This window comes from Saccharibacillus deserti (genome assembly GCF_013618475.1).
GTDB classification, from domain to species: domain Bacteria; phylum Bacillota; class Bacilli; order Paenibacillales; family Paenibacillaceae; genus Saccharibacillus; species Saccharibacillus deserti.
Genome location: NZ_JABJVN010000001.1, coordinates 1,173,580 through 1,199,763, shown reverse-complemented (window position 1 = coordinate 1,199,763; position 26,184 = coordinate 1,173,580). Strand labels below are relative to the sequence as shown.

The window sequence follows — 26,184 nt, the reverse complement described above, 5'->3', positions numbered from 1 at the left end:
AAATCATCATGGGATTCACATCGAAAATCGCGGCAAAAAGAATTAACGAGCTGGGCATTGAGCGCAGCGTCGTTCGGGCCTCGCAGGACGTACAAAGCCTGGATCGCGCTTTGAACGAAGTTTCGGGAAAAGCAGGCCATCTTGCCGAAGAAACGCAAGAGAGAGCGCAAACGGCGGAAGGACATGCACGCGGCGCGAAAGAGTTGGCCGAATCGCTCGAAGAACTGGGCGGACAGTCGGATAAAGCGAAGCGGACGCTGCAGGAAGCTTCGGAAATTTCGGACAAGCTGTCCCGTTCGCTGGAGCAGCATGGCGAAGAAGAGCGCAAATCGGAACGGTTGATCCGGGAAGCTGCCGACGACGTTCGTTCCGCCGAGGCGGATGCCGCGCTGTTGGCAAAGAAAGCGGATCAAACGGCGGAAACGTCCGCGGAAGCATCCGATTTCGTTCAAAACCTGAGCGAGTCCGCCCAAGCAGGGAAATTGGCTTCCGAACGTGCGTCCGACGCGGCGAAAACCGCCGTGGAAGGTTTCGTTTCGCTGAAACGCTCGGTCGACGATGCCAAAGAAGATTCCCTTCGGATCGAACGGAGCATCGAGGAGACGATCGGCAAATTCCGCGGAATGAACCGGGAGACCGAAGTTTTGAACGGCCATGCGGAAAGCGCTGCCGATTCGGTCGAAGAAATCTCCGGATTGATCGAAACGATGGATGCCTCCATTAAAGACGTATCCGTTAACGCCGAAAGTTTAACGGCTTCCGCGGAAGAAACGGCAGCCGCCATTCAAGAAATGGCCGCTTCGATTCAGCAGGTCGCGGGCAATGCGCAAAGCACGGCCGGTTCGATCGAACAAATTTCCGTTTCGATCGAAGAGATGAGCGGCTCGGTTCAAGGAGTCGCCGACAATGCCGAAAGCCTGGCCGCTTCGGCCGGCGAGACGACTTCCGCGGTGCAGGAAATGATCGTGTCGATCCAGCAGGTTGCCGGCAATGCGGAAAGCACGGTCGGTTCGGTCGAACAAATCTCTGCTTCGATCGAAGAGATGAGCGTATCCGTCAAAGGCGTAGCCGACAACGCCGAAAGCTTGACCGGATCGGCCGAAGAGACGCTTGCCGCCATTCAGGAGATGGCCGCTTCGATTCAGCAGATCGCGGGCAACGCGGAAAGCACGGCAGGTTCGGTCGAACAGGTCTCCGCTTCGATCGAGGAAATGGGCGGATCCGTGAAGGGAGTAGCGGCCAATGCCGAAAGCTTGAGCGCTTCTTCGCTCGAAATGACGGACGCCGTCCAAGAAATGGTCGCTTCGATTGAACAAGTGGCAGGCAATGCGACCAGCACGGCAGGTTCCGTCGAAGAAATTTCCGCTTCGATCGAGGAGATGGGCAGTTCGATCAAAAGCGTGGCCAATAACGCCGAAAGCCTGACCTCCTCGGCGGAAGAAACGGCGGCTGCCGTGCAGGAAATGGCGGCTTCCGTCCAGCAGGTGGCGGGCAACAGCCAGAGCACGGCAAGCTCGGTCGAACAAATCTCGGCTTCCATCGAGCAGATGAGCCGCTCGATCCAGGGCGTGTCCGATAACGCGGAAAGCTTGTCGTCTTCCGCCAGGGACACGACGGAAGCCGTGCAGGAAATGGTCGCTTCGATCCAGCAGGTTGCCGGCAACAGCGAAAGCACGGCAAGCTCGGTCGAACAGATTTCGGCTTCGATCGAACAAATGGGCACTTCCGTCAAAAGCGTGGCCCAAAATGCGGAAGAACTGCAGCGCTATACCGGCGACACTTCCGCTTCCGTTCAGCAAATGGCCGCTTCGATCGAGCAGGTAGCCCGCAATGCCCAAACGGTGAACGGATTGTCCGAAGAAGTGCTTGCCGATGCCAAAGACGGACAGACGGCAGTCGTGCAGTCGGTCAACGGCATGAAAGAAATTGCGGAAGTGGTCATGCAGGCTTCGGGCGTCATGACAAATCTGGGCAAAAGTTCGGAGGAGATCGGCAGCATTATTGAAGTCATCGACGATATTGCGGAGCAGACGAACCTGCTGGCCTTGAATGCGGCGATCGAAGCGGCCCGCGCCGGCGAACACGGCAAAGGATTCGCGGTAGTGGCGGAAGAAGTTCGCAAATTGGCGGAACGCAGCGCCAAAGCGACCAAGGAAATCGCGAAATTGATCAAAGGGATTCAGTCCGAATCGTCGGATGCGATCAAGGCGATCGATCTCGGGACGGAAAAAGTCCAACAGGGAACGGTATTGGCCGACGAAGCCGGCAGCGCGATCCAGAAGATTGTGGGGGGGATCGACCGCATTACCGTCGAAGTCACCCAGATTACTACCGCCACCATCGAACAGGCCAAAGGAGCCGAAAGCGTCGTCGAATCCATTTCCCGTCTCGTCGAACAGGCGGATATGGTGACGTCGGCGACCCGGGAACAATCCGAAGGCGTTCAAGAAATCGTAAAAGGCATTTCCAACGCCCGCGAACAGGTCCGTCAAGTGACGTCCGCTACCCGCGAACAAGCCAAGCAGGGAGCCAACATTGCCCGTGCCGTGGACAATGTGACCAAGCAGGCCGAAATGGTATCGTCCGCGGTCAAAGAACAAGCGATGGGCGTCGGCGAAATTATCAAAGGCGTCTTCAGCGCCCGCGAGCAGGTTGGACAAATCAGCAGCGCGACGATCGAGCAGGCCAAACAGAGCCGTGAGCTGGTCGGAGCCGTGGAAAACGTGACGAGACAGGCCGAAATGGTAACGACGGCGGCGGTCGAACAGGCGGCCGGCGTTCAAGACATCATCCGGGGAATTACGAATGCCCGCGAGCAGATGCGTCAGATATCGACCGCGATGGTCCAGCAGGCTCAGCAAGGCAATGTGCTGAGCGAAGCGGCGGCCGGCGTTACGAAACAGGCGGAGATGGTGACGGCAGCCGTCAAGGAACAAGCGCAGTCGGTCGAAGAAATCGTCAAAGGCGTCGTCAGCGCCCGGGAACAAGTCGGTCAGATCACTTATGCTACCGTAGAGATGGCCAAGCAGAGCAAAGAAGTGGTGTCCGCGGTCGAAAGCGTCGCGAAGCAGGCCGAAATGGTGACCAGCGCCGCCGTAGAGCAGGCAAGTTCCGCCAAGGAAGTCGCTCAGGGCGTCGCGGATGCCCGCGAACAGGTCAGACAAATCACGACCGCCACGATCGAACAAGCCAAGCAGGGAAAAGACATTGCGGCAGCCGTTGCCAACGTGGCCGGACAGGCGGACATGGTGACGCTAGCCGTGAAAGAACAGGCGGCCGGCATACAGGAAATCGTGCAGGGAATCGTCAATGCCCGGGAACAGATGGGTCAAATTACGGCGGCAGCGGTCGAACAAGCGCAGCAAAGCCGGGAAATCGTCAAAGCGGTCGAGAACGTGACGAAGCAGGCGGAGGAGGTTACCGTTTCGGTTCGCGAACAAGCCGAGACTTCGACGAACGTCGTTGCCGGTATCCGGAACGCCAGAGAGAAACTCGCTTCGATCAAAGTTTCCGTCGCGCAGCAGTCGGGACATCAGGCAGAGCTGCAGGAACGCCTCGAGCATGCATCGGCCGCAGTCGGTCAGGTCGGCAGCATGACCGGCCTTCTGGCGAAAGAAACCGAAGAAGCGGCAGGTCGATCCGAAGCGGTCCGCAAAGCAGTCGAAGAAACGCAAAGTGCGGCTGCCTTGCAGGAGACGACCGTGCGCGAGTTCAAAAAGCAGAGCCTTAAAACCGTCGGCGCGGCGGCCGAAGTTCAAGTCCGCTCCGAAGAACAAGCCAAACGGATTCAGAAGATCGGGCAGGCTCTTGACGAAATTCAAACGGCGCGGAGCCGTTCGGCATTCGAAACGCAGTTGAGCCTAAGCAAAACTCTCGATGAGCGCATGAATGAAGCTCTTCGTTCCGCGGGTCCGTTCAGCACTTTGCGGATCGTCGGAGACCAAGGAAGAAAATTGGCCCAGGAAGCGAAAGAAGCGGCAGTGTTTACGGCACGATTTGCGGACGAGCTGCGCCGCATGGGTCAAAGTTTCGCGGAAGCGGCCGATCAAGCCCAAACGGTACGCCATTCCTTGAACAGCGTAAAATTCAATTAAATCCAGATGATTATTGCCCTGTATACGCGCAGAAAGCTTTCGGAGCTTTCTGTGCGCATTTTTTACAGAAAGGAACATGAATACGTATGTTTGCCCAATCGTCAAAACATGAGAACATGGAAAAGAATACGCCGTTGGTTCGCCTTGCCGATCTGATTTACCGCCACAGCGGCTTGAATTACATGAACAATTTGTTCACTTTGGAACCCAAAGCTGCACGGAGATTAAAAGAACTCGGTTTGGATTGCGATTCTTACCTTGAATTTCTGGAGCGCAGTCCGCAGGAATGGGAAATGCTGATGCAGCACGTCACGATTAACGAGACTTACTTTTTCCGAGAAGAAGCCCAATTGAACGAACTCGTCAAGATTGCGGAGCGGACTCCGGCCGGGCAGGAGATTCGGATCTGGAGCGCCGCCTGTTCGACGGGCGAAGAACCTTACAGCATTGGAATGATGCTTGAGCACTCCGGCATTACTGCGCGCAATCCGGTTCGCATTATCGGCTCCGATATCAATCGGCGAGTGATCAAAACGGCTTCCGAAGCCTTCTATCCGGGATCGTCGCTCTGTTTCCGCCGTACCGACGAAAGTCGGAAACAAGCGTTTTTCGCGGAAGAAGGCACGGGCTATCGGGTTAAGGCCTCGATCCGGGAACAAGTCGAATTTCGGGAAATCAATCTGCTCAACAAGAGCCAGGTCGAATCGATCGGACCGGTCGACGCCGTATTTTGCCGGAATGTCATGATATACTTCGACGTAGAAACCATTCTTGGCGTGATCGGCCAATTTCAGCGCCTGCTTAAGCCCGGAGGGCATTTGTTCTTGGGGCATGCGGAGACGTTGAGAGGTTTCGACTGCGGATTCGAGACGGTCAAAGCGAACGAAACTTTCTTTTATCGAAAGGGGTAGAAGCAGATGGGCAAGTACGGGGTCTTGATCGTCGATGATTCCGCGTTCATGCGTCGGGCGATTACGCTGTTGTTCGAGGCGGACCCGGATTTCTTTATTGCGGGCATCGCGCGCAACGGCCGGGAAGCGATCGAAAAAATAAAACGGTTGAAGCCGGATCTGGTGACCATGGACGTCGAAATGCCGGAAATGGACGGCATTGCCGCCTTGGCGCAGATCATGGAAGATCATCCCGTTCCGGTCGTTATGCTGAGCGTGCAGACCGACCACGGAACGGAAGCGACGATTCGGGCGCTCCAGCTAGGAGCCGTCGACTTTTTCCTGAAAGATCGGCTGGTTCATGAGCCGGATCGTTCCGAAGTCGTAGCCGACTTTCTGGAACGGGTCAAATCGGCGGCAGGCGCAAAAATTTCTCGTCCGGGCAGCGGAGAACCCGCGCCGCAAAGCGCGGAAGAGAGACCCAAGGCAGCCCGAACGCAGGCGGCCGACTTGTTGGTCATCGGCTGTTCGACAGGCGGTCCTTCCGCCCTGCAGTCGATTCTGCCGCACTTTCCGGAAGATTTTCCGATTCCGGTCGTCGTCATCCAGCATATGCCGCCGGGTTTTACGAAGCCGCTGGCAGACCGCTTTAACAATCTTTGCGCATTGGAAATTCGCGAAGCCGAGGACGGAGACGTTCTGAAACCCGGTACGGCGTATGTGGCGCCTGCGGGATTTCAAACGATAACGGAGCGAAAAGCGGACGGAAGCATGCAGCTGCGTATCCGTTCGGATCTTGCGCCGAAAGCTTTGTACAAGCCTTCGATCGACGTGACGCTCGCTTCGGCCGCTCCGCTGTTCGGCAGTCGGTTGGTTGTCGCCATTTTGACCGGGATGGGGGTCGACGGAACGGCAGGCTGCCGCGACGTCAAGAATCTTAAAGGTCGTGTAATTGCCGAATCGGAAGAAAGCTGCGTCGTTTACGGGATGCCGAAGTCCGTATATGAAGCGGGGCTGGTCGACCGACAGGTTCCGCTCAGTCAAATTTATGCCCGTTTGACCGATTTCGCTTTTGAATAGCGGCGGGTTCCCTTTATAATAAGAAGACGCCAAACCAATACCGGAGGGGGCTCTGCCTGATGTTCCAGGATAATGCCGAGCAGTACGTCGTCTTTAAAATAGAAAGGGAAGAGTACGGCCTGCCGATCGGAAACGTGCTGCAAATATTGACCGTGCCCGAAGGGGGGCCGGTATCGGATTATTATTCGGCTGTGCGGGGCATGATGAAAATTCAAGGCAAGATTATGCCGGTATTCGATGTTCGGTTTGCTTTCGGCTTCGACGAAACGTCGTACGATCCGAAGCAGAGGCTTCTTGTCGTCGAATTGGGCAGGCTGACCGTAGGACTGATTGTGGAAGAAGTCACCGAGGTGCTCAAAGTCGGAGCGCAGGCGCCGCAAATATCGGACGGACGAAGCCGGGGCAAAAGAAAAGGTTCTTTTTTCACCGGCATGTACAAAACGAACGACCGGATTGTCATGCTGTTCGACCTGCAGGAGATGCTGGAAGAAGAAGGACTTTACGCGGAATAGAATATCGAAAGAGCTTAACGTACAAATACCCCCGCATCCTTGAATTAACAAGACTGCGGGGGATTATTCGTTATGGTCCGTATTCAATTTTCTTCGTTCCTCCTGAACATCCAATCCACATGCTTGACATGGCGAACAATTTGCTTGCGTTCCAGTCTTGCCGATTCACGTATGCTTCACAGCTTTCGTCAATCGTTTAGCGGTTCGATATTTAAATTTTTCTTGCCCGGGTCCTGCATCCGAACTCCGTTTTTATCGGAGCTTGCCGCATCTTCGCGGTCATGCCATGTCTTCTTGCAGATGGGGGTGAGTTCCCGCATACATCGATTTCACGAAAAACGTTTTCACGTACGTTTTTCCCGGGTGAGAATCGTTCTAGTATGCTTCGCTTTCGCTATTGCATTGGAATCCTGCTCCTTTCCATGCAAGGCCTAATCCTGCTCGAAACGGCTTCTTCCGATGAACAATAGTTTCCCTTTTCGGTTAGACAGCCTGATTGTTCGCATTAAGCGTCTTCTGGATCTTCTCGTCCAGTATGCGACGACAACGGCCTGTCTGCCTAATCTATTGCATTGGAATCATGCTCCTTTTTTGCAAGGCTTCTGTGCCTGCTCGAAATCGCTGCTTCCTTCTACAAAAATATAGGGTTTATTCAAGTTTTCACCTTAACCTTGTTTGTTTTTATCAATCGGAAGTCCTTACGGAACCTTGAGTTACCTGTTACATTCACATATTGCTGAATCGTTTTTTAACTTGATGCATTCGACGGTTTACGGCGGTTGGCTCTGAGTTTCCCACATACCTGATTTTACAGGAAGGTGCTGTCACGTACGCCTCCTTTGCGTAAAACCACTCAGCATGCTTCGCTGACCTGTGTCATCGGAATCTTCTCCCTTCGCAGATAAGAGCTCTGCTGTGGCATTTTCCGGTATCAAGTTCAAGCTTCTGAGTTCCCGCGCATCCTCGATCTCACGAAAAACGTTGTCACGTCCGTTTTTCATGCGTGAAAATCGGTCATTGATACGCTTCGCTAACCTGTGTCATCGGAATCCTGCTCCCTTCGAACAAGAAATTGAAATCTCGCTTCGATCGGTTTTCATTCTTCCGCCATACCTCGGTAAAACTTTTTTCCTCTTCAATGGTCTGCGGCGAGTATCTGAGTTCCCGCATATCCGCTTCTCCCGAAAGACGTTTTCACGGGCGCCTTTCTTCGTGTGCAGGAGGTTCGGAATATGCTTCGCTTACCTAGCCCATTGGACTTGTCCCTCCTTATTATGGATGATGGAAAAGTCTTGAGTGGCACCGGCGTATGCTTCGTTTCGGTGAGGCTTTGAAGTATCGCTGGTGTTGGTTCTATATTAACCCCACCGGATAAAAAGTAAAACGTTTGTAAAAACATCTCGGTGTTTGTAAAAGCGTGTGTGGGTCGTTCAGCTCTTTCGGGCTGCAAAGCACGCAAAATAACGCTTTATTTTTCGGTTTTACGCGTTTTCGGGAGTGAGCAAGCTCGAAAAAGCCCGAAAGTGGGTAATAAGCGACAAAGGAGGCGTTGGAGATGGCAATGCTAAAAACGATTAAAACAAGCATGAACGATACCAAGCAGGCGCTGGACGGGATCAAGGCATCCATGAACAGCCTCAAAACCGAAGTAGACACGCTAAAAGGAAACATGGAACAGGTGCAAACCCAAATGAAGGACAAACCCGCCAAGTTCAAGTCTTCGCTGTCTTATCTGAAATTGGGGATCGGCGATTTGAAAGCGGAGGCTGCGGCGATCAAGCAGGGGGTGACGGCGGCAAAGGATGCGGGCAAAGATCATGAGCCGGCCGGTTCCCTGCTTGCCGGTGCGGAATTTGTACGCGAAGCGACCGGTTTCAAATTGAAAAAAGGCGGTCAGGTTATCGGTGAAATCACGTACGCGGAAGGCCCCGAACCGGATACGTGGATGGCCAACCATACGTATGTCGATCCCGAGTATCGCGGCGGCAGCATCGCCAAGACGCTGTTGGAGCGGCTGGTGGAAGAAGCGCGCCTGGAAGACAAACGGATTTTCCCTGTATGTTCGTATGTGCGCGCCCAATTCAAACGCAATCCGGAATACCGCGACGTTTGGCACGAGTATTAAACCCCCGCTTCTTTTTGCGTAAGCAAAAAAAGAGCGACCGAAGCGGCAAAACGCCGATTCGGTCGCTCTTTTTTTTGACCGGCTAATCAGGTATTCTTATAACAAGAGACGTTTTAAAGAAAGAACGTTTCGAAATGAAAGTGAATCGGTACCGACAATACACAAAAGTTCGTGCGGAACGCGGCGGCTTCAAGGCCGCCGCGTCATTTTTCGGCGCGGCTACGGGGAGAGATGTACTCAATGACCGCTACTATTTTGGAACGCCTGAAAAATGAAAGCGCGCCTTATCACGATCGTGTAGAAGCAAATCCTTACGCTTCGGCCATCATGAATGGCACGATCGGATTGGACGAGTATAGAAGGTACCTCGAATTGTTCTACGGATTCGTGGCTCCGCTGGAAAGCCGGGCGGAGACCTCGCAAGCGCCGCGCGGAGCCGGTTATGATCTCGAAACCCGGCGCAAGACGCCGATGCTGGAGCGCGATCTGATCCGATTGGGGCTGTCTCCTGCCCAAATCGCTGCTCTGCCGCTCTGCGGAGAACTGCCCGACCTGTCCACCCCAGGCAAACTTCTGGGCTGCTTTTATGTGATCGAAGGATCGACAATGGGCGGGCAGATGATCACGAAGAAACTTTCGCAGTCGCTTGCGATTACGCCGGAGGCGGGCCTGTCCTATTTTAACGCATACGGGCCGAATACCCGTATTCGTTGGGGGGAGTTCCGGGAGCGTCTGCTGGAAGCCGCGGACAGCGAGGAGCGCTGCACGGAAATCACGGATACGGCTATCGAGACATTCCGGCTGCTGGAGCGTTGGCTCGCGAAGTGAAACCACCTGTCATACGCATCTTAGAAGACCAAACCCTATACTCAACAGGAGGTTGTTCCTTCCATGTCCAATATCAATCCCAATTCCGACAGCGAGCCGCTTGACCGTTCGCTGCTTACGAGCGGCGGATATGTTACCGACGAACCGATAGATCTCACCAATTGCGACAAGGAACCCATCCACATTCCCGGCATGATCCAGCCGAACGGTGTACTGATCGCCGCCCGGCGTACGCCTTCGGGCAAGATTGTCCAATGCAGCCGCAATTCGGCCCAACTGCTCGGACGTTCGCCGGAAGAACTGCTCGGCATGACGCTGGCCGACTTGATCGGACAAGATGTAATGACGGATCTGGTCAATCGCAATCTGAACGCCGAAGCTTCATCCGATCTTCAGTATCTGAAAGTTCTGATCGAAGTGAACGGCCGGCCGATGCGGTTTACTGCCGTCGCCCACGAAAGCGAAGGTCTGCTGATCCTTGAACTGGAGAAGGAAAACGAAAAAGAAGAAGACGAGATCGAAGATTTCCGCTGGATCCGCACGTTTTTTGTGAAGCTCAAACAAACGGCGGACCGCTATGCGGCCAGTCAGATAGCGGCGGAACAGGTTAAGGAAATTCTGGGATACGACCGGGTCATGGTCTATGAATTCGATAAGGAATGGAACGGAAAGGTCATTGCGGAAGCGAAGGAATCGCAGCTCGAACCTTTCCTGGGCCATCATTATCCGGCATCGGATATTCCGAAGCAGGCACGGGCCTTGTATCTGCGCAATTGGCTGCGCACGATCGTGGATATCAGCTATACGCCGGTCGAGATCGTACCGACCGTACAGCCGGTAACCGGCAAACCGCTTAATTTGAGTCTGTCTGTTCTGCGCAGCGTTTCGCCGCTCCATATCGAGTATTTGAAAAATATGGGCGTAAAAGCGACCGTAACGATCTCGCTCATTCACGAGGGGCAGCTCTGGGGCATGATTACCTGTCATCATTATTCGCCGAAATACGTTTCGCATCGGATTCGGAATCTGTGCAATTTCCTGGGCGCTTTTTTCTCGAACGAATTGTACCAGCGCCAGCAGTTGGACCAATACCAGGCGGAGCTGCGCTTGCGGACGGAAGCTTCGCGGATCGCGAAAATCTTTATCGGCAGCTCGAGTCCGTTCCGGGTGGTGGAAGACCTGTATGCCTCCGAACGGAGGCTGCTCGAATTGATGGGCGCTTCCGGGGCAGCGGTCAGCTATAACGACAAGCTGATGACGTTCGGAGATACGCCGGCGCCGGGCGAGATCCGGGAACTGGCCGGTTGGATGGCCGGCAAGGCCCGCAACTATACGTATCATACGTCCAGATTGAGCCTGGAATTTGCCCGAGCCGCTGCTTACAAGCAAAAAGCCTCCGGTGCCTTGTATGTCGCATTGTCACCCGGTCAACAAAATTATATCATCTGGTTCCGGCCTGAAATGCTGCAGATTGTCGATTGGGCCGGCGATCCGGCCAAAGCGGTCATTCGGGAAAGCGAGGGAGTTCGTTTATCGCCGCGCAAATCGTTCGAGAAATGGCGGGAAGTTGTTCAATCAACCGCTTTCGAGTGGAAGCTCGAGGAGCTGAACGCCCTGTTCGAGCTGCGCGCGGTTGTCGACAATCAGACCAAAAGCGATCTTCAGCAGGCGGAAGAGCAGGCGCTGCAGAATGCGCGGATTCTGCGGCAGAACGAGCAGCGTTATTTGCAGCTGATGGAATTTTCGCCGGTCGCTTTCTTTACGCTGACCGATCGGCATATCGTTTACTGCAACGAGCAGGCGGCCGTGCTGCTGGGCGAAGCCGACAAGGAATCGCTGATCGGACAGGATTTCCTGCCTTTTGTACTGGAAGAATCCCGCGAACCGATGAAAGCCCTGCTCAAACAGTTGGAACAGGATGCTTCTTCGCTGGTATCGGGCAGCCAGGCGTTCGTGAATCTCACGTGCGAACCGCTTCTGCTTGATATTACGTTGGCGGCCGTCTCGCATAGCGGAAGATCTTCGGTCATGCTGATTGCGCGCAAAATCGCCGAAACGCCTGAACAGCAGACGGAGTATATCAGCATTACCGATCAGCTGAACAGCTATATGACGACGGATCCGCTGACGGATCTTCCGAACCGGCGGACGTTCGAACAGCTGCTCGAGAAAGACTGGATTGAAGCTTCCGAAAGCGAAAGCGGTCCGATCGCGCTGCTGGAGATCGATATCGACGATTTCCGCAGCTACAATGCCGTACACGGACTTCAAGGCGGCGATCTCTGTATCCAGAACGTCGCGCAGGTACTCGATTTGTTCGGACGCCAGTACGGAGCTCGCGTATCCCGCACGGGAGGCGGTACTTTCATGATGCGTCTGGACGAAAGCCATGCCGGGCGCGCGGAAGAACTCGCGGAGCATCTGCGCCAGGGAGTCGTCGATCTGCAGATTCGCCGGAATGAAGAGAGCGCCGGGGATTGGGATTATGTGACCGTGAGCATCGGCGGAGCTTTGATGCGTCCGACTTCCGATCACCGGTTCACGCATTTCGTTCTGCAGGCGGACCGCGCTTTGATGCAGGCCAAGCGGGAAGGCAAGAATCGCGTCGTCTTTATGGAATAGTCCCGAACAAAGAGCCTTTTCCCTAATACGGGGAAAAGGCTCTTTTTCGTGGGCCGCTTATGTGTTCATACTTTTTAGAGAGACAGCGGGATGGCTTTGACGCCGCGTACAATCATTCCCGGGCGCCATTCCAGTTCGCCGGCATCCTTCCGCAGACGAAGGTTGGGGAAGCGGCGGATCAGCGTATTGACGGCAATTTCGCCTTCGAGCCGGGCCAGCGGCGCGCCCAGGCACATATGGATCCCGTGTCCGAACGCCAGATGCCGGCTTCGCTCCCGGGTAATATCGAACAGATCCGGATCGGCAAACTGCGCGCCGTCCCGGTCTGCGGAATCGAGCGCCACGACGATCAGGTCGCCTTTTTGCATCGCATGTCCGCGAAACTCCAGATCTTCGCCGGCCCAGCGGGATGTGCTGAACTCGACGGGGCCGTTGTAGCGCAGCATTTCTTCGATAGCCCCTTTGATCAATTCGGGGTTCTCCTGCAGTTTGCGCAGCTGGTCGGGATGCTGCAGCAGCGAAAGAATGCCGTTGCCGATCAGATTGACCGTCGTTTCGTGACCGGCGATGATCAGTAGGGATACCACGCCGTAGATTTCCTGTTCCGACAGGCGTTCGCCGGCTTCTTCCGCCACGATCAGCTGGCTGATGAGATCGTCTCCCGGTTCGCGCCGGACTTTTTCGAACCATCTGCCGAGATATTCCGTGAATTCCTGCATATGCTGATAGACTGTGGGACCTTCTTCCGCATTCGAAGCGCCGATAATCGAGTTTGACCAGGTGCGGAATTTCTCCTGATCTTCGATCGGAACCCCGAGAATTTCGCTGATGACGATAATCGGCAGCGGAAAAGCGTAATCGTCGATCAATTCGATCGTATCGCGTCCTTCGACGGCATCCAGCAAATTGTCCGCAATCTGCTGGATATGCCCGCGCATGCCCTCGATCAGCTTGGGCGTAAACGCCTGCTGGACCAGCCCGCGCAGTCTGCGGTGATCCGGCGGATCGGCGAAAAGCATATTGTTCGTGAAAATGCTTTGGCTGCCGCTGCCGTAAATTTTGGTCATGTCCTTGATAAAACGGTTGTCTTTGAGAATCTCGACGGCATCTTCGTAACGGGTAATCATCCATCCGAATTGGCCGTCGGGAAACATCAGCTTTGCGATCGGTTCTTCTTCTCTCATTCGGGCATAGACCGGATAAGGATCCTGGGTGAACTCCGGAGTGAACAGAACATCTTTGGGCGAGTGGTTGGAATTCAAACAAAAAACTCCTCTCAAAGTCGGATAAAAAACAAGATAACGTTTACTTATTACCCACTATGCCGTCATCCGATAAGCGGCGCCGCGTTGCCTGCCCGAAAGGCGTCATTGTATACTGGAAAAGTGAAGGATTTCAAAAATCGCCGTACCGCGCGGGCTTGCCGAAGAGCTTCGCCAGACGGCATGGAGGCACAACAATGACCGACGATTTTGTATTCAAGCTGATGGACCGGGCTCAGACAGGCATTTTGAAGCACGCGGAGAGTGTATCCGACGAAGCCAGAACGGTGATCCCGCAAGGATTCAACAATCACCTGTATTGGAATCTGGGCCATATCCTCGCAGTCAGCGACCGCGTCGTAAACGGACTGTCCGGACGGGCTTCTGTTCTGCCTGCCGCTTATGCCACCTTTTTTGCGCCGGGTACCCGTCCTTCGGACTGGCAGGGCGAACCGCCGGCCTGGGACGAACTGATCGAAGAAATGCGCAGACTTCCGCAGCGCTTCCGGGATTCTTTTGCCGGCAAACAAGGGGAGGCGCTTGCCAATCCGGACAATTTTGCCAAAGCGGAAACGCTCGGGGACCTGCTGATGCTGAACGTCGCGCATATGAATCAACATATGGGCGTCATGAACGCGCTGGCTCGCATCGGCCGGGTCTGACCGGGATTCGGTCCGCCGGGCTCGAATACGCCGCAGCTCCACAGACAAAGGAGAGATTATCGTGAAAACATCCAAAGCTTTATTGACCGCTCTGGGAATTGCCGCCGTTCCGGCCGCGGCCGTCGTGGCGGGCAGCTTCTATTTCTACCGCATGGCCGTGGCCCGGGCGCCTAAGTCGTTTCTGGACGCCGATCCCGGCCTGCAGCCCAATCCCGATGTGCAGACCGAGACGGAGTCCAGCCGCATCTGGTGGGCGGAGCAGCCGTTCGAGCATCGCACGCTTCTGTCCGGCGACAATCTGAAGCTGCACGGGTATTATCTGTCCGCCAAGCAGCCGACCAAGCGAACCGCCGTTTTGGCGCACGGTTATTCCGGCGACGCTTCGATCATGAGCGGGGTCGCCAAGTTCTACCACGAAGATCTCGGCATGAATATTCTGGTACCGGATGCACGCGGCCACGGCCGCAGCGAAGGGACTTATATCGGCTACGGCTGGCATGAACGGGTCGATTATCTCGGCTGGATCCGCCAGATCATCGCTCAGGACGGACCGGCTGCGCAGATTGTGCTGCACGGGATTTCCATGGGCGGTGCGACCGTCATGATGACAAGCGGAGAAGATCTGCCTCCCCATGTCAAAGCGATTGTCGAAGACTGCGGTTATACGTCCGTTCGCGACGAACTGGCCCATCAGATGAAGCGCATGTACAAGCTGCCCGCTTTCCCGATGCTGCCGGCAACCGAAGCGCTGACCCGGATCAAAGCCGGTTATTCGTTTACCGAAGCCTCCGCGCTGAACCAGGTCCGGCGCAGCCGGACACCGATGCTGTTTATCCATGGCTCGAACGATGTGTTTGTTCCGACGTCGATGGTGCACGAGCTGTACGCAGCGTGCCCGGCCGAGAAAGACCTGCTGATCGTCGAAGGCGCCGGACACGGCGATTCGTTCCTGATCGACAAAGCGTCCTATACACGCAAAGTTACCGAATTTCTGCAGGGCCGCCTGAGCGAACCCGCCGCGGCGGACTAAGCGCGGACGGCTTCGGGCAGGAACAGCTTTTCTCCGATTTCAGGCGGAGAAAAGCTTTTTTTGTCCCGATTTCAAAATTTGGGACATATGTCCTTCCCTCGACATGCCGCCCTGTCCGTATAATGGGGAAGGAAATCGGCGCGCTCGCCTTTTTAGGAGGAGACGCGCCCCAAGGAAACGGAGGACAAAACGTTGATAAGAGGCATAATATTCGCTTTTCTGGGCGGAGCCTGCATTACGCTGCAGGGAGTCGCCAATGCCCGAATCAGCGAAGATATCGGGACATGGCAGGCGGCCACGGTGACCCAACTGACGGGATTCGTTATGGCGCTGCTTATTTATTTATTTGTGAAGGACGGCGATCTCGGCGGATTCCGCAAAGTAAAACCCTTGTATCTGGCAGGCGGCGCGTTTGGCGCGGTCATCATTTACAGCGAAGTCACCGCCATTCAGACGATCGGCGTCACCTTTACCATCTCGGCGCTGCTGATTGCCCAGCTGTGCGTGACGTTCCTGATCGATACCTTCGGCGGGTTCGGAAGACCGAAAAGCAAAATGGGCGCTCCGCAGTTTATCGGTCTCGCACTGATGATCGGCGGGGTGTTGGTCATGAAGCTGTAGGGCGGGAAAGTCCTGTTTGATTCGACGCGAAGGAGTTCTTGTCCATGAAAGAAATCAAAGACCTCGGTCTGCTTGAAGTTTATCTGGCGCAGCATGGGATCGAAAAGGTGTTCCATGAACCGCTGCGGCCGTATTTGAGCCTGTATGCGTTCGAGCCGGGAGAGCAGCTGTGCGGCCAGGGCGAACGTGCGGATCTGCTCTACGTGCTGGTCAAAGGCAAGATCAAGATTTATACGACGTCGCCGGAAGGCAAAACCTTGGTCATTTCGTTCAAAAATCCGCCGGAAGTCATCGGAGATATCGAATATTTGCGCGATCTGGATATTATCAATACGGTCGAAGCCGTTTCTCCGGCGGTGGTGATCGGCATATCCGGAAAAATGCTCAAACGGTACGGAGAAGATCATGCGCCGCTGCTGCGTTTTATGCTGGACATCATTACGAAAAAGTTCTATATCAAGTCGGACTTTCTCAGTTTCAATCTGATGTACCCGGTGGAAGTGCGGCTGGCGGGCTACCTGCTGTCCGTTTGTTACGACGAGAGCGATGCCGGCTTCCAGGGACGGCTGGCCACCTCGGAGCTGACCGATACGGCTAACCTGATCGGAACCAGCTATCGGCATCTCAACCGGGTGATCCGCAAGCTGTCGGAAGACGGATTGGTGGAGCGCAGCGGAGGCTTTTTGCATGTGCGGGACCGGCTGCGCCTGGAACAGCTGGCGGGGCGGAATCTGTACGAGCATTAAGCCAACCAAGAAGGCAGAGGCCGGAAAACGGCAGAAACGGGGAGGGACTCGAATGGGATTCGGATTGGTGCTTGCGGCGTTCGCGGGAGCGATGGTCGCGCTGCAAACGATATTCAACAACCGTACGGACGTACATATGGGTTCGTGGGCAACCACGACCTGGGTACTCGGTATGGGCTTTATCGCCTCGCTGGCGTGCAGTCTGATCTTCGAAGGCGGAAGAACGTTCGATCTGCAAAACATGAAACTTTGGTACGCATTCAGCGGCCTGATCGGCGTCGGCGTCGTGATCTGTCTGGTGTTGGGCGTCAAAATACTCGGGCCGACTTTCTCGGTTTCGGTGACGTTGACGTCGCAGCTCGGGTTTGCCCTGCTGTTCGACTCGATGGGCTGGCTGGGGCTTGAGAAGGTGGCTTTCGACTGGAAGCAGCTGGCGGGTGTGGCCATTATTGTGGCGGGGATCTATGTATTCAAGTTTGGCGGGAAAAAGAAAACGGAGCCGCCGGAGCTTCAGGCTTCGGCATTCAAAACGCTGTAGGAGGAACCATGATGGAAAACAATACGGACAAACAGCCGCTTGTGATCGACAAGGTCGCCTGGATTCTGCTCGAAGACGGCAAAGTGCTGAGCGCACGTTCCAAAGGCAAAGAAATTTATTACTTCCCGGGCGGGAAACGCGAGAGCGGCGAAAGCGACGTCGAGACGCTGGTACGGGAAATCGAAGAAGAACTTACGGTGCGGATCCGACCGGAAACGGCCAAACGGTTCGGCGTGTTCGAAGCGCCGGCAGACGGTAAAGGCGGAGAGGTCCGGGTGCGGATGATCGGCTATACGGCCGACTACGACGGGGAACTTGCTCCGGCTGCGGAAATCGAAGAATTGGCCTGGCTGGACAACAGCGACCGCGGCCGGGTTTCGGCGGCAAGCCTGCTGGTTTTTGACAAGCTGTACGGAACAAATACTGCGGGAGAAACACGGGAGTAACATAAAAATAAAGCCGGAAAAGCCGAAAGGGGCCAGCGCGTGGAAATTAGAAAGATACGCAGGGAAGACAACGCAGCGATCGAAACGGTGATCCGGGAGTCTTTGATCGAGTTTGGCGGCAATCGCGAAGGACTCGCCTGGGCGGACCCCGGCCTGAGCGATTTGTATCGGGAATATAACGCAGGCGGCACGCAGGATTTTTCTGCGAACCGGGCATACTGGGTGGTTCTGAGCGAAGGAAGAGTCGTTGGCGGCTGCGGTATTGCGCCTTATGCCGGATCGGGCGAAGTGTGCGAGCTCCAGAAAATGTATCTGTACCCCGAAGCCCGTGGAACGGGCATCGCGCAGAAGCTGCTGCGCACGGCGCTGGATTTCGCAAGCCGGCATTACGGACAATGTTATCTGGAGACGCTGAGCAATATGGAAGCGGCAAACCGCTTTTATCGCAAGCACGGGTTCCGCAGCTTGGCTGCCCCTCTGGAAGGTTCGGAACATTTCGCCTGCGATGCCTGGTATATCCTGGATCTGGTTCGTCCGGAACCGGATACGAAGCCGGCTTCGCCCGTGAGCCGCTCGTGGAGAGCCAAGAAGCTCGATGCCATGGGTTCGTCCGTATTTTCGGAAGCGGCACTGTGGAGAGAACAAGCCCAACAGGCGGGACAAACCGTGATCAATCTCGGGATCGGAGCGCCGGACGAGGCGCCTTCGCCGGAAATTCGGCAGAAGCTTAGTCTGGCCGTGCTGCGCGAGAGCGCTTATACCTACCCGGGAACGAGAGGCACGTCCGATTTTCGGCGGCAGTGCGCAGCATGGATGAAGCACCGCTTCGGCGCCGAGCTGGATCCCGACACGGAAATTCTGCCGCTGCTCGGCTCGCAGGACGGGCTGGCGCATCTCGCGCAGGCGATCTGCAATCCCGGGGACCTGGCGATTCTGCCGGATCCCGGTTATCCGATCTATGCGGGTTCCCTGGCGGTTGCCGGCGTGGAGCCCTGGCTGATGCCGCTGCGCGAAGAGAACGGTTTTATTCCCGACCTGGACGCCATACCCGATAGGATCTGGGAGCAAGCGGTGTTTATTCTGCTGAATTTTCCGGGCAATCCGGTGGCGGCTTTGGCGGATCTCGCCTTTTTTGAACGGCTGACGGAAAAAGCAAAACGGTGGAATGTGCTGATCGTGCATGATTTGGCCTATTCCGAAATGGGCTTTGACGGCTATCGGCCGATCAGTATTTTCGAAGTGCCCGATGCTAAAGAGACCGCTGTGGAACTGCATTCGTTTTCCAAAAGTTTCAATATGGCAGGATGCCGGGTCGGCTACATGGCGGGCAATGCCGAAGCTGTCGAAGCGTTGGGCGAGCTGAAAGGGCATATCGATTTCGGCGTATTCGAGCCGATTCAGGAAGCGGCCGTTTTCGCTCTGGAACAAGCCATGAACGCGCCGCCCGGCGACCGGGGCGTTGCGCCTCTATATGAGCGAAGACGCGATGTCTTCGTCGAAGCGCTGGCCGCGGAAGGCTGGCGGGTGCGTTCTCCGGGCGCCACGATGTTTCTGTGGGCGCGGCTGCCCGAGCGGCTGCGTTCCAAAGATCTCGTCTGGACGTCCAAAGAGTTCTCGCGGCAGCTGATGCTGCGCGAAGGCATCGGCTCTATTCCGGGTTCCGCATTCGGCGCGGAAGGCGAAGGCTACATACGCTTCTCGCTTGTTCAAGGCGAAGACGCGCTGCGCGAAGCGGCGCGGAGGATCGGGCGTTTTCTCCGCAGCTTGTGCTGAACGAGGCCCGAACCCGGAAGACCGTGCCGGATATCCGTTTAACGTTCCGGTTCCGAACAGGAAAAGCTCCATCGCAGCCAAAGTTGCGACGGAGCTTTTTTGTGCTGTCAATCCGTTCTGCCAATGTATTCGGCCGATTCGGATTTGCACCGGTTTATACCGTTTCGCCGCCGCGAAATTCGCCCGGCGTCATGCCGCATTTGTCACGGAACAAGCGGTAAAAATATTTCATGTCTTCGATCCCGACTTCGCGCGCCACTTCCTGTACGCTCCAATCGGTACTCTGCAGCAGTTCGCAGCTCTGCCGGATACGAATTTCCTGCAGCATGGAGATAAAAGTCAGACCGGTCTGTGCCTTGAACTTGCGCTGGAGATGCCTTGGACTGATCGAAGCCTTCTCGCACAGCTCTTCGAACCGGAGCGGCGCTTTGTAGCAGGCGGTCAGATGGTCTACGGCATAACGGACAGGATCGTCGCCGGGATCGAAACTGCGCTCCGGAGCGGAATCGTCTTCCGGCAGGGCAGCGGCCCGGCGAATCCGTTCGAGCAGATCCATAAGCGTCACGAACAATTTGTAGCGGTAGCCGCTCGGTTTGTGCCGAAGATTAAGTTCGAGCGCATGCATGACGCGGCCCAGCTCGCGGGAGCGGTCGCGAACCCGAAGGCAGCGGTCCAGGCTGCCGAACAGGCGGGTCAGATCGTCCAGTTCGCCGAGCAGCGGATGTCCGCTTTCTCCGGAGGAGGGATTCAGCAGTGTGCGTTCGAACAGGCAGGTGATCAGCCGAAGTCCCGGGCCCGCTTTTTTTTCGGTACGAAAAGTATGCTCTTCGCCCGGCGGAATATAAAAAAGATCGCCCTGTGCCGCGGTCAGCTCGTTTCCGCGAAGCAGCAGATGGCCGCCGCCTTTCAGCACATAGACGATTTGACAAAAAGAATGAACATGATTCGGATAAGATCGATCTGCTTGCAGAGATTCCACATGAATCGAATGTCCGTTTGCAAAAACGTGACCGATAAGGGCAGATTCTTTTTCTGTATTCAAAAATAGGCTCCTTTCCCCGCAGCGTGTCGCATTTGCCCATAGAAGGGCGGGGATCCCCGTATTTTAGGGAAGGATATTTCGTTAAAATTTGAGATAAATCAGCCAAGGGAGGCACAATAATGACACAACTTCAACACACACTGCCCAAAGAATGCAAGGCTTATCTGCTGCGCCGGGGAGACGGGGAACGTTACGTATTCGGCCGTCAGGTCGCCACGATTATTGCCGATACGGCCAGCGGCGGCGGCGTATTCGAGCTCGCCACGATCGCCGGAGGAAAAGGCGAAGAATTTCCCGTCCATCTGCACGAAAATACGTACGAATCCATTCTCGTGCTCGAAGGACGTATCGAACTGATGCTGGACGGAGCTTATTACATGCTCGCTCCGGGCGATTACGCGCATATTCCGCCGGGCGTCAAACATGCTTACCGAATGGCGGCACATCGCAGCGCCTTCGCTTCCTATACGGTGCCGGGCCGCGTCTCGGACATGTACCGGGCGCTCGGAGAACCTTACGTTTACGTAGAGCCGCCGGCCGAAGAACATCCGACCTTCGGCGAAGAACATCTGGAACGGGCTTCGCAAGCGGCCGATGTCGCGTTCACCGGCGAACTGCCGCAGTGGGGTTCCGCGAATGCAGGAGATCATGCGCACAATCCCGGTCTTATCGCGCCTTACGTGATCGAAAATGGGGAAGGAGAACGTCTGCTGACAGGCGATCAGCTTCACCGGCTCGTAGCTGCGCAGGCTAATACGAACGGCGAGTACATTTTCGTCTTGTCCGACGGGCCGAAAGGCGATCCGATCGTCGAGCATTACCACGAGCATCACACCGAAACTTTCTTCTGTCTGCAGGGCCAAATGACGATGTGGGCGAACGGCGAAGAAATCGTTCTGTTCCCCGGAGATTTCCTGCACGTTCCGGCCGGTACCGTGCATGCTTATCGGCTGGATACCCATTATACCAAAGTGGCGGGCCTGCTGGCATCCGGTTTGTTCGAACCTTTCTTCCGCACGCTCGGAGAACCTTACGAACCCCATGCGTTTCCTTCCGTTCCCGGACCTCTCCGCATGGACCGGGTCATGGCGAATATGAAGAATCTCGATCTTCATGTCGTCGCCAGATCCCCGCTCGAGCGGAAGTAGGGCATCCGCATGATTACCGCAACCGTCAAACACGCTCCGAACCCGTTCGCTTTGATCGCGGTGCTCGCTTTCGCCATGGTCATTTCCGTCATGAATTCCACCATGTTCAACGTCGCCCTGCCGGTTCTTCGGCAGGAGTTCGGCCTCTCCTCGTCGCAGGTGAGCTGGGTCGTGACGGCTTATATTATCGTGTATGCGATCGGATCTGTGACCTACGGCAAACTCGCCGACAAATTCGGGCTCAAAAAGCTGATTACGTTCGGCCTGGTCTGCTTTGCAGCCGGATCGGTCATCGGCATGTCCGCGAACGGCTTCGGCATGATCATTGTCGGCCGCGTGTTTCAGTCGATCGGCGCTTCGGTCATTCCGGCGTCTTCGATGCTGATTCCGATTCGTTACGTTTCGGTCGACCAGCGGGGCAGGGCGCTCGGCATCACATCGGCCGGCATGGCGCTCGGCACCGCGATCGGTCCGATCATCGCCGGATTCCTGCTGGGCTTTGCCAGCTGGCGGCTTCTGTTCGCCATCTCGCTGCTCGTACTGATCGCCCTGCCGTTCTTTCGCAAATATCTGAAAACGGAGCCTTCCGTTCCCGGTAAAGCGGATCTGCCGGGAGGCCTGCTGTTGGCCGCTTCGATCGCCCTGCTGCTGCTGTCCATTACGGGACGGAACTGGATCTATGCCTGCGCGACGCTGGCTGCGTTCCTCCTGTTTGTCTGGAGGATTCGCCGCGCGGACCAGCCGTTCGTCGATCCCGGTATTTTCCGTATCGGTAAATACACGATGGGATTGATCATCGGCTGCATGGCGCTGACGCTGAATCTGTGCGTACCGTATCTGATCCCGCAGCTGCTCAATACCGTGCACGGACTCGATTCGCTGCAGACGGGCGCCGTCATGTTCCCCGGAGCGGTCGCCGCTGCTTTGTTGGGACTTGCGGGCGGCAAGATTGCCGACGCGAAAGGCAACCGGTTCTTGTTCGCTTGGGCGTTTGCCTTGCAGTTGATCGGCTATATCGTCTTGTTCGCCCGGATCGGGTTGGGAGCGTGGCCGGTCGGGCTGCTGCTGATCTTCGTCAATACAGGACTGACATTCGCGCAGATTACGCTGGCCAACACGGTAAGCCGCACGCTTAGCGGGCCGCAGACCGGAGTCGGCATGGGCATTTACATGATGACCAGCTTTATTGCCGGAGCGGTAGGTACGTCCGTACTCGGCCTCGTGCTGGATGGCCGCAGCGGAGACGGAGTTCCATTCAGCGCTGTTTTCGGCTTTTTCGCCCTCTGGATCGCGGCTGCATCCGTCTTGTATTTCATTGTATTCGGCCGAAAATCGTCCAATCCGGTTTGATTCGACCAAACGCGAGACCCGGTGCAAAACCGGTCTCGCGTTTTTTGATTTTGACCCATTTTGCGCAAGCCGTTGACAAGAAGGACTCTCGCAGGCAATATAAATGCAGATACTTTATAAACCATATTTATAAAGTGAATGGAGGTTGAAATGAAACGGGCCGATACGACTTTGATGAAAGAAATCAATTTGAATACGGTGCGGCGAACACTGAAACGAATCGGAACGGCCAGCAAGCCCCAACTGTCCAAAGAAACGGGATTGAGCGTGGTGACCGTTGCGGCCCTGGTACGCGAACTTGCGGAACGCGGAGAACTGACGGAAGAAGAGGCGGGAGCGTCTACCGGCGGAAGACCGGCGACTCTCTACCGCTTCAATTACCGGCACAGCCTGGCGCTGGTCATGCATCTTTACGAACGCGAAAGCCTGGATACGGTGTTCGCTTCGGTCGTCGATCTGCGCGGGGAAGAGGTCGCGCGCGGAGACCTGCCTTTTGAAGAGCTGGATTGTCAATCGTGGCTCGATTGGACCGGGCGGCTGCTGACGGACTATCCGAACATCGGGATCGTGGGATTGGGCATTCCCGGGCAGGCGGTCGACGGGGAAATCGAAGTCAGCAGCCATAAGCGGCTGATCGGTCTCAATCCCGCGGCGCTGATCGGAGAGCGCTTCGGCCTGCCCGTGCTTCTGGAGAACGACGTCAACGCGGCGCTGCAGGGGTATCTGGCCGGCGAGACGCCGCCAAGGCACGGCGGGGAACGCATCGTGCTCGGACTCTACTTTCCCGACAAATATCCGCCGGGGCTGGCGATCTCGATAGGCGGCAGGACGATCCCGGGAAGAAAAGGCATGGCGGGCGAGGTCAAATATCTTCCGCTCGGTATCGATTGGAACGGTCCGCTTGAAGGTGGCGCATTCGAAGAAACCGTCTGCCGCCTGGCGCATACCGTATCTGCGGTGCTGGCTCCGGACCGGATCGTGTTGTACGGAGAGCGCTTGAACTCTTCGCCTTGGAGAGACGCGTGGCAGGACTTTATCCGGCGTTACCCACTGCCCGCCGAGCCTGAAGTCGAAGGATCCGGACGTTTCGCGGAACATTTTGCCTTAGGGCTGCGGAAGCTTGCCCTGCAAGAGCTGGAACCGAAGCTTTCCTACAGTCAAACGTCCGGCGAACCGGTCTGAACGGCCGGCTGCCCGGATGGCAGGAATCTGCGTTATCATTTACGCGCAAAGCGCGAAAGGAAGGTTTGCATGGCAACTTTGTTTCTGATCGTGATTTACCTGGCTTTTATCAGTTTGGGACTGCCGGATGCGCTGCTGGGATCGGCTTGGCCGGTGATGCGGCCGGATCTCGGCGCACCGCTTGAAGCGGCCGGCCTGCTGGCCATGATCGTCGCCGCCGGCACGATCGTGTCGAGCCTGCTCAGCGGCAGGCTGATCGCCAAGCTTGGCACCGGGCCGCTGACCCTGCTCAGCTGTCTGATGACCGCTGCGGCGCTGCTGGGCTTCTCGTTTGCCCCGTCGCTGTTCTGGTTGGCCCTGCTGGCGATTCCGCTCGGGCTTGGTGCGGGAGCGGTCGATGCGGCGTTGAACCATTATGTGGCGACGCATTATGAAGCGCATCATATGAGCTGGCTGCACTGCTTCTGGGGCGTCGGAGCGACGGCAAGTCCGCTGCTGATGTCCTACTTCATCAAGGAACACGATTCGTGGCGGGCCGGTTACACGGCCGTTGCCGTGATCCAGTTCGGACTCGTAATCGTTCTCTTGGTCACGCTGCCGCTCTGGAAAAAAGTCTCGGCGCAGCGCCTTACGCTCGCGGATGAGAAAGAAGCCGCGCAGGCCGCAGCCAAAGGCGCGGATCGGTCCAAGAAAACCGAGGCGCTGCCGGCCGAACGTCCGCTGCGTCTTCGCGGCGTGAAAATGACGCTGCTCGCTTTCTTGTTCTACTGCGGCGTCGAGACGATGGTCGGCCTGTGGGGGGCCAGCTTCCTGGTCGGTTCTCGGGGGATCTCGCCCGTAACGGCCGCCGGCTGGATCTCGCTGTATTACGGGGGGATTACCGTCGGCCGCCTGATTACCGGATTTATCACCTTGAAAGTCGGCAACCGGACGCTGATCCTCGCCGGCCAGCTCATTTCGGCGCTTGGAGCCGTACTGCTGCTGCTTCCGCTGCCCGATTTTGTCATGCTGACCGGATTCGTATTGATCGGACTGGGTTTCGCTCCGGTCTACCCGGGCTTTATCCATGAGACGCCGGCACGGTTCGGGCGGGCCAATTCGGCCAAGTTGATCGGTTATCAAATGGCTGTAGCCTACACCGGCACGACCTTCCTGCCGCCGCTGTTCGGCGTACTGGCTTCGCAGGCGGGGATCGGTCTGTTCCCGATCGTGACGCTGATCTTCGTGCTGCTGATGCTGCTGTGTTCGGAGCAGGTGATCCGTTCCTTGAGAAAATCGATCTAAAGACCGATTCGCAGCGGTCGGTGGGATAAGGAGACGCCCGAGGGCGTCTTTTTGCTTTTGTTCGTTCGCCCGGGGAAGGGAGAATTTGCTTCGCCGCATCCGAGGGTCTAAGAGATAAACGGTTATATGATTGATTCGTGGGGATTCCGAGGGAGCTCGCACTATTGGAGGATGGCGTATGTACGCTGCGCTATGGCCGACTTTGATTTTTGTTTTGACTCTGTTCCTGGCGATCCGGCGTCCGCGGGGGCTGCCGGTCGGCTGGTCCGCCTGCGGAGGCGCGGCGCTCGCGCTGCTGACCGGCGTGGTGGATCTTCAGGACGTGCGCGACGTAACGGACGTAGTGTGGAATGCGACGCTCGCTTTTGTAGCGATCATCTTGATCTCGTTGGTTCTGGCCCGGCGCAGTCCGGCGATTTCCGTTGCGGCCGTGGTCAAGGGATCGCCGTGGTCGATCGTCTTTTCTCCGTCGGCATGTATGTGGTCGTATACGGTCTGCGCAGCGCGGGACTGACCGATCTGCTGGCGGAAGGCATTCGGGCGTTCTCCAGCCTGGGATTGTGCGGCCACGATGGGAATGGGCTTCCTGAGCGCCATTTTGTCGCCGGTCATGAACAATCTGCCGACGGTGCTGATCGGAGCGCTTGCGATCGACTCGGCGGATATGGGCGGCCGCATTCACGAAGCGCTGGTATACGCGAATGTGATCGGAGCCGACCTCGGACCGAAACTGACGCCGATCGGCTCGCTGGCGACGCTGCTGTGGCTGCATGTCCTGAACAACAAAGGCATCCGGATCACCTGGGGCCAATATTTCGGGATCGGGGTTATCCTGACGATTCCGACGCTGTTCATTGCGCTGCTGGGCTTGTATCTGCGGCTGTCCTGGCTATAAAAAAGAAAAGCCGCTTACGCGGCGGCGCAAGCTCCGAATCCCGGCGATTCGGAG

Annotated in this window: 20 protein-coding genes and 1 pseudogene; 19 read left to right on the top strand and 2 right to left on the bottom strand. The window is 56.3% G+C overall.

Annotation, left to right across the window (positions count from 1 at the left end):
• The first annotated feature begins 8 nt into the window (after window positions 1-8).
• The 7 genes from HOP44_RS05385 to HOP44_RS05355 all read left to right on the top strand — a co-directional run bounded on the left by HOP44_RS05385 (window position 9) and on the right by HOP44_RS05355 (window position 12,151).
• Complete coding sequence (locus HOP44_RS05385; RefSeq protein ID WP_246369577.1) at window positions 9-4,094, top strand: methyl-accepting chemotaxis protein; 4,086 nt, start codon at window positions 9-11, stop codon at window positions 4,092-4,094.
• A 116-nt stretch (window positions 4,095-4,210) separates the two neighbouring features.
• The gene (locus HOP44_RS05380) at window positions 4,211-5,005 is read left to right on the top strand and encodes a CheR family methyltransferase (RefSeq protein WP_172251169.1); all 795 of its coding nucleotides are present in this window, start codon (window positions 4,211-4,213) and stop codon (window positions 5,003-5,005) included.
• A 6-nt stretch (window positions 5,006-5,011) separates the two neighbouring features.
• Window positions 5,012-6,064, top strand: coding sequence for a protein-glutamate methylesterase/protein-glutamine glutaminase (locus HOP44_RS05375; protein ID WP_172251167.1), 1,053 nt, complete (start codon window positions 5,012-5,014; stop codon window positions 6,062-6,064).
• Between the two features lie 59 nt (window positions 6,065-6,123).
• Window positions 6,124-6,576, top strand: a complete 453-nt coding sequence (locus HOP44_RS05370) for a chemotaxis protein CheW (protein WP_172251165.1) — start codon at window positions 6,124-6,126, stop codon at window positions 6,574-6,576.
• A gap of 1,555 nt (window positions 6,577-8,131) precedes the next feature.
• Complete coding sequence (locus HOP44_RS05365) at window positions 8,132-8,701, top strand: GNAT family N-acetyltransferase (RefSeq protein WP_172251163.1); 570 nt, start codon at window positions 8,132-8,134, stop codon at window positions 8,699-8,701.
• A gap of 240 nt (window positions 8,702-8,941) precedes the next feature.
• Window positions 8,942-9,529: a biliverdin-producing heme oxygenase gene (locus HOP44_RS05360; protein WP_172251161.1), complete on the top strand. Its 588-nt coding sequence runs from the start codon at window positions 8,942-8,944 to the stop codon at window positions 9,527-9,529.
• Window positions 9,530-9,592: 63 nt separating this feature from the next.
• Window positions 9,593-12,151 carry a sensor domain-containing diguanylate cyclase gene (locus tag HOP44_RS05355; RefSeq protein ID WP_172251159.1) on the top strand — a complete coding sequence of 853 codons (2,559 nt, stop codon included), beginning with the start codon at window positions 9,593-9,595 and terminating at the stop codon, window positions 12,149-12,151.
• 74 nt (window positions 12,152-12,225) lie between these two features.
• On the opposite strand, the gene HOP44_RS05350 is transcribed toward HOP44_RS05355, so the two are convergent.
• The gene (locus HOP44_RS05350; RefSeq protein ID WP_172251157.1) at window positions 12,226-13,413 is read right to left on the bottom strand and encodes a cytochrome P450 family protein; all 1,188 of its coding nucleotides are present in this window, start codon (window positions 13,411-13,413) and stop codon (window positions 12,226-12,228) included.
• 197 nt (window positions 13,414-13,610) lie between these two features.
• On the opposite strand from HOP44_RS05350, the gene HOP44_RS05345 reads away from it, so the two are divergent.
• The 7 genes from HOP44_RS05345 to HOP44_RS05315 all read left to right on the top strand — a co-directional run bounded on the left by HOP44_RS05345 (window position 13,611) and on the right by HOP44_RS05315 (window position 19,229).
• Window positions 13,611-14,075, top strand: coding sequence for a DinB family protein (locus tag HOP44_RS05345; RefSeq protein WP_172251155.1), 465 nt, complete (start codon window positions 13,611-13,613; stop codon window positions 14,073-14,075).
• Between the two features lie 61 nt (window positions 14,076-14,136).
• Window positions 14,137-15,105: an alpha/beta fold hydrolase gene (locus tag HOP44_RS05340; protein ID WP_172251153.1), complete on the top strand. Its 969-nt coding sequence runs from the start codon at window positions 14,137-14,139 to the stop codon at window positions 15,103-15,105.
• A gap of 195 nt (window positions 15,106-15,300) precedes the next feature.
• Window positions 15,301-15,726, top strand: coding sequence for a DMT family transporter (locus HOP44_RS05335; protein ID WP_172251602.1), 426 nt, complete (start codon window positions 15,301-15,303; stop codon window positions 15,724-15,726).
• Window positions 15,727-15,770: 44 nt separating this feature from the next.
• Window positions 15,771-16,472, top strand: a complete 702-nt coding sequence (locus HOP44_RS05330; RefSeq protein ID WP_172251151.1) for a Crp/Fnr family transcriptional regulator — start codon at window positions 15,771-15,773, stop codon at window positions 16,470-16,472.
• Window positions 16,473-16,524: 52 nt separating this feature from the next.
• The gene (locus tag HOP44_RS05325) at window positions 16,525-17,010 is read left to right on the top strand and encodes a DMT family transporter (RefSeq protein WP_172251149.1); all 486 of its coding nucleotides are present in this window, start codon (window positions 16,525-16,527) and stop codon (window positions 17,008-17,010) included.
• An 11-nt stretch (window positions 17,011-17,021) separates the two neighbouring features.
• Window positions 17,022-17,456, top strand: coding sequence for an NUDIX hydrolase (locus HOP44_RS05320; RefSeq protein WP_172251147.1), 435 nt, complete (start codon window positions 17,022-17,024; stop codon window positions 17,454-17,456).
• A 39-nt stretch (window positions 17,457-17,495) separates the two neighbouring features.
• Window positions 17,496-19,229 (top strand): aminotransferase class I/II-fold pyridoxal phosphate-dependent enzyme, encoded by a 1,734-nt coding sequence (locus tag HOP44_RS05315; RefSeq protein WP_181286068.1) that lies wholly within the window; start codon window positions 17,496-17,498, stop codon window positions 19,227-19,229.
• A gap of 154 nt (window positions 19,230-19,383) precedes the next feature.
• Here HOP44_RS05315 and HOP44_RS05310 read toward each other — a convergent pair whose 3' ends face one another.
• The gene (locus tag HOP44_RS05310) at window positions 19,384-20,271 is read right to left on the bottom strand and encodes an AraC family transcriptional regulator (protein WP_172251145.1); all 888 of its coding nucleotides are present in this window, start codon (window positions 20,269-20,271) and stop codon (window positions 19,384-19,386) included.
• Between the two features lie 116 nt (window positions 20,272-20,387).
• Between HOP44_RS05310 and HOP44_RS05305 the strand changes: the two genes are divergently transcribed.
• From HOP44_RS05305 to HOP44_RS05285, 5 genes and pseudogenes are all read left to right on the top strand, one after another.
• Window positions 20,388-21,419, top strand: a complete 1,032-nt coding sequence (locus tag HOP44_RS05305) for a quercetin 2,3-dioxygenase (protein WP_343059788.1) — start codon at window positions 20,388-20,390, stop codon at window positions 21,417-21,419.
• Window positions 21,420-21,428: 9 nt separating this feature from the next.
• On the top strand, window positions 21,429-22,769 hold the full coding sequence (locus HOP44_RS05300) for an MFS transporter (RefSeq protein WP_172251141.1): 1,341 nt from the start codon (window positions 21,429-21,431) through the stop codon (window positions 22,767-22,769).
• 150 nt (window positions 22,770-22,919) lie between these two features.
• A complete protein-coding gene (locus HOP44_RS05295) occupies window positions 22,920-23,951 on the top strand; it encodes an ROK family protein (RefSeq protein WP_172251139.1) in 1,032 nt (343 codons plus the stop codon).
• A 69-nt stretch (window positions 23,952-24,020) separates the two neighbouring features.
• Entirely contained in the window at window positions 24,021-25,235 is a 1,215-nt protein-coding gene (locus HOP44_RS05290; protein WP_172251137.1) for an MFS transporter, read from the top strand.
• A 178-nt stretch (window positions 25,236-25,413) separates the two neighbouring features.
• A pseudogene (locus HOP44_RS05285) lies at window positions 25,414-26,130 on the top strand (ArsB/NhaD family transporter).
• The last annotated feature ends 54 nt before the right edge of the window (window positions 26,131-26,184 follow it).

Coding starts and splice junctions, on each gene's coding strand:
- HOP44_RS05385 (WP_246369577.1), top strand. CDS start 9: ATGGGATTCACATCGAAAATCGCGGCAAAAAGAATTAACGAGCTGGGC.
- HOP44_RS05380 (WP_172251169.1), top strand. CDS start 4,211: ATGGAAAAGAATACGCCGTTGGTTCGCCTTGCCGATCTGATTTACCGC.
- HOP44_RS05375 (WP_172251167.1), top strand. CDS start 5,012: ATGGGCAAGTACGGGGTCTTGATCGTCGATGATTCCGCGTTCATGCGT.
- HOP44_RS05370 (WP_172251165.1), top strand. CDS start 6,124: ATGTTCCAGGATAATGCCGAGCAGTACGTCGTCTTTAAAATAGAAAGG.
- HOP44_RS05365 (WP_172251163.1), top strand. CDS start 8,132: ATGGCAATGCTAAAAACGATTAAAACAAGCATGAACGATACCAAGCAG.
- HOP44_RS05360 (WP_172251161.1), top strand. CDS start 8,942: ATGACCGCTACTATTTTGGAACGCCTGAAAAATGAAAGCGCGCCTTAT.
- HOP44_RS05355 (WP_172251159.1), top strand. CDS start 9,593: ATGTCCAATATCAATCCCAATTCCGACAGCGAGCCGCTTGACCGTTCG.
- HOP44_RS05345 (WP_172251155.1), top strand. CDS start 13,611: ATGACCGACGATTTTGTATTCAAGCTGATGGACCGGGCTCAGACAGGC.
- HOP44_RS05330 (WP_172251151.1), top strand. CDS start 15,771: ATGAAAGAAATCAAAGACCTCGGTCTGCTTGAAGTTTATCTGGCGCAG.
- HOP44_RS05325 (WP_172251149.1), top strand. CDS start 16,525: ATGGGATTCGGATTGGTGCTTGCGGCGTTCGCGGGAGCGATGGTCGCG.
- HOP44_RS05320 (WP_172251147.1), top strand. CDS start 17,022: ATGGAAAACAATACGGACAAACAGCCGCTTGTGATCGACAAGGTCGCC.
- HOP44_RS05300 (WP_172251141.1), top strand. CDS start 21,429: ATGATTACCGCAACCGTCAAACACGCTCCGAACCCGTTCGCTTTGATC.
- HOP44_RS05295 (WP_172251139.1), top strand. CDS start 22,920: ATGAAACGGGCCGATACGACTTTGATGAAAGAAATCAATTTGAATACG.
- HOP44_RS05290 (WP_172251137.1), top strand. CDS start 24,021: ATGGCAACTTTGTTTCTGATCGTGATTTACCTGGCTTTTATCAGTTTG.